Raw genomic sequence first — 2486 nt, 5'->3', positions numbered from 1 at the left:
TTGCACGAGCTGACGCGCGACCTGGACCTGTCGGTCTTCGCGGTGTTCTCCTCGATGTCCGGCCTGCTGGGCGCTCCGGGGCAGGGCAACTACGCGGCGGGCAACGTGTTCCTCGACGCGCTGATCGAGCGGCGCCGCCACGAGGGGCTGCCCGGCGTGTCGATGGTCTGGGGTCCGTGGACCCCGGAGGTCGGCCTGACGGGCGCCCTGTCCGAGGCCGACGTCCGCCGCATGCACAGCTCCGGCATGCCGCCGCTGTCGGTGGCGCAGGGTATGCGGCTGTTCGACCGGGCCGTCCTCGCGGACCTCCCCGTCGTGGCGCTGACCCGGCTGGACGCCCCCGTCCTGCGCGGCCAGGCCGACCTGCCGGTCATGCTCAGGACGCTGGTCGGCGCCAGACCGCGGCGGGCCACGGCCGACGCCCGGCAGCAGTCCGGCGGTCTCGCCCAGCGGCTGGCCGGGCTCACCGCCCAGCAGCGCGACCAGCACCTGCTCGCCCTCGTCCGGGACAACGTGGCCGTCGTCCTCGGCCACAGCAGCGGGAACGACGTCGACCCGGGCCAGGCGTTCCGGGAGGCGGGCTTCGACTCGCTGACGGCCGTGGAGCTGCGCAACCGGCTCCAGACCGCGACCGGTCTGACGCTGCCGGCCACGCTGGTCTTCGACTACCCGAACGCTACCCGTCTGGCGGCCTACCTGGCCGAGCGGTCTGGTGACACCACCGGGACCGCCACGCGGCAGGAGCTGCCCGCGCCGGTGTCGGTGGCGGACGACCCGATCGTGGTCGTGGGCATGGCCTGCCGCTTCCCCGGCGGGGTGACCGGGCCCGACGACCTGTGGAACCTGGTCGCCACCGGCACGGACGCGATGTCGCCGTTCCCGGCGGACCGCGGCTGGGACCTGGACGGCCTGTACGACCCGACGGGCACCCGCCCGAACACGGCCATGGCCAACGAGGGCGGCTTCCTGACCGCCGCCGCGGACTTCGACGCCGGCTTCTTCGGGATCTCCCCGCGGGAGGCCCTGGCCATGGACCCGCAGCAGCGCATGGTCCTCGAAGTGGCCTGGGAGGCCCTGGAACACGCGGGGATCGACCCGACCGCCCTCGGCGGTACCCCGGCCGGTGTCTTCGTCGGCAGTTACCACTCCGGTTACGGCGACCTCGTCGCCGAGGCCGGTGGCGACGCCCAGGCCCAGCTGATGACCGGTGGCGCGCAGAGCGTGCTCTCCGGCCGGATCTCGTACGTCCTCGGCCTGGAGGGCCCGGCGGTCACCGTCGACACCGCGTGCTCGTCCTCGCTGGTCGCGATGCACCTGGCCGGCCAGTCCCTGCGCTCGGGGGAGAGCACCCTCGCGCTGGCCGGCGGTGTCACCGTGATGGCCACCCCCGGCACGTTCGTGGAGTTCACCCGCCAGGGCGGGCTCGCGGGCGACGGCCGCTGCAAGGCGTTCGCCGAGGCGGCCGACGGCACGGGCTGGTCCGAGGGCGCCGGCATCGTGGTGCTGGAGCGTCTCTCGGACGCCCGGCGCAACGGCCACCGCGTCCTGGCGGTCCTGCGGTCCAGCGCCGTCAACCAGGACGGCGCGTCGAACGGTCTGACGGCGCCGAACGGTCCGTCGCAGCAGCGGGTGATCCGCCAGGCGCTGGCCGCGGCCGGTCTTTCGCCGGCCGATGTGGACGTGGTGGAGGCGCACGGTACGGGTACGACGCTGGGTGACCCGATCGAGGCGCAGGCGGTGCTGGCCACTTACGGCCAGGACCGGCCGGAGGACCGGCCGCTGTGGCTCGGCTCGGTCAAGTCGAACGTGGGCCACACCCAGGCGGCGGCGGGTGTCGTCGGCGCCATCAAGATGGTGCAGGCACTGCGCCACGGGGTGCTGCCGCGGACCCTGCACGTGGACGAGCCGAGCACGCACGTGGACTGGAGCCAGGGTCGGGTGCGGTTGCTGACCGAGTCGGTGCCGTGGCCGGAGACCGGCCGTCCGCGTCGTGCGGGCGTCTCCTCGTTCGGTATCTCGGGGACGAACGCGCACGTGATTTTGGAGGCCGCGCCCGGCGTCGAGCCCGAGACGGAGGCCGGGCCCGGGACCGGGCCGGTCGCCGAGGACGGCACCGAGACGGTGTGGGTGGTGTCGGCCCGTTCGGAGCAGGCGCTGCGTGCGCAGGCCGAGCGGTTGCTGCCGTCGGTGGATGTGCAGGATCCCCTGGATGTGGGTGCGGCGCTGCTGTCGCGTTCGCTGTTCGAGCACCGCGCGGTGGTCGTGGGTGCCGACCGCGGCGAGCTGACGGCCGGGTTGCGGGCGTTGGCCGCTGGGGAGCCGGGTGCCAACGTGGCGGAGGGTGTGGCCAAGAACGGCCGCCGGGTGGCGGTGCTGTTTGCGGGTCAGGGTGCCCAGCGGCTGGGGATGGGCCGTCGGCTGTATGGGGAGTCGGTGGTGTTCGCGGCGGCTTTCGATGAGGTCGTGGCCGAGTTGGACCGGCATCT

1 protein-coding gene is annotated in these 2486 nt (G+C 73.9%); it reads left to right on the top strand.

The genetic code is table 11. From position 1 onward, the window contains the following. On the top strand, window positions 1-2486 hold a 2486-nt coding region (locus tag ACH47Z_RS47035; RefSeq protein WP_399086766.1), incomplete at both ends, for a beta-ketoacyl synthase N-terminal-like domain-containing protein.

This window comes from Streptomyces sp. NPDC020192, assembly GCF_044388685.1.
GTDB lineage: Bacteria > Actinomycetota > Actinomycetes > Streptomycetales > Streptomycetaceae > Streptomyces.
The sequence above is the reverse complement of the archived record's forward strand: the minus strand, read 5'-3'. Positions and strand labels throughout refer to the sequence as shown.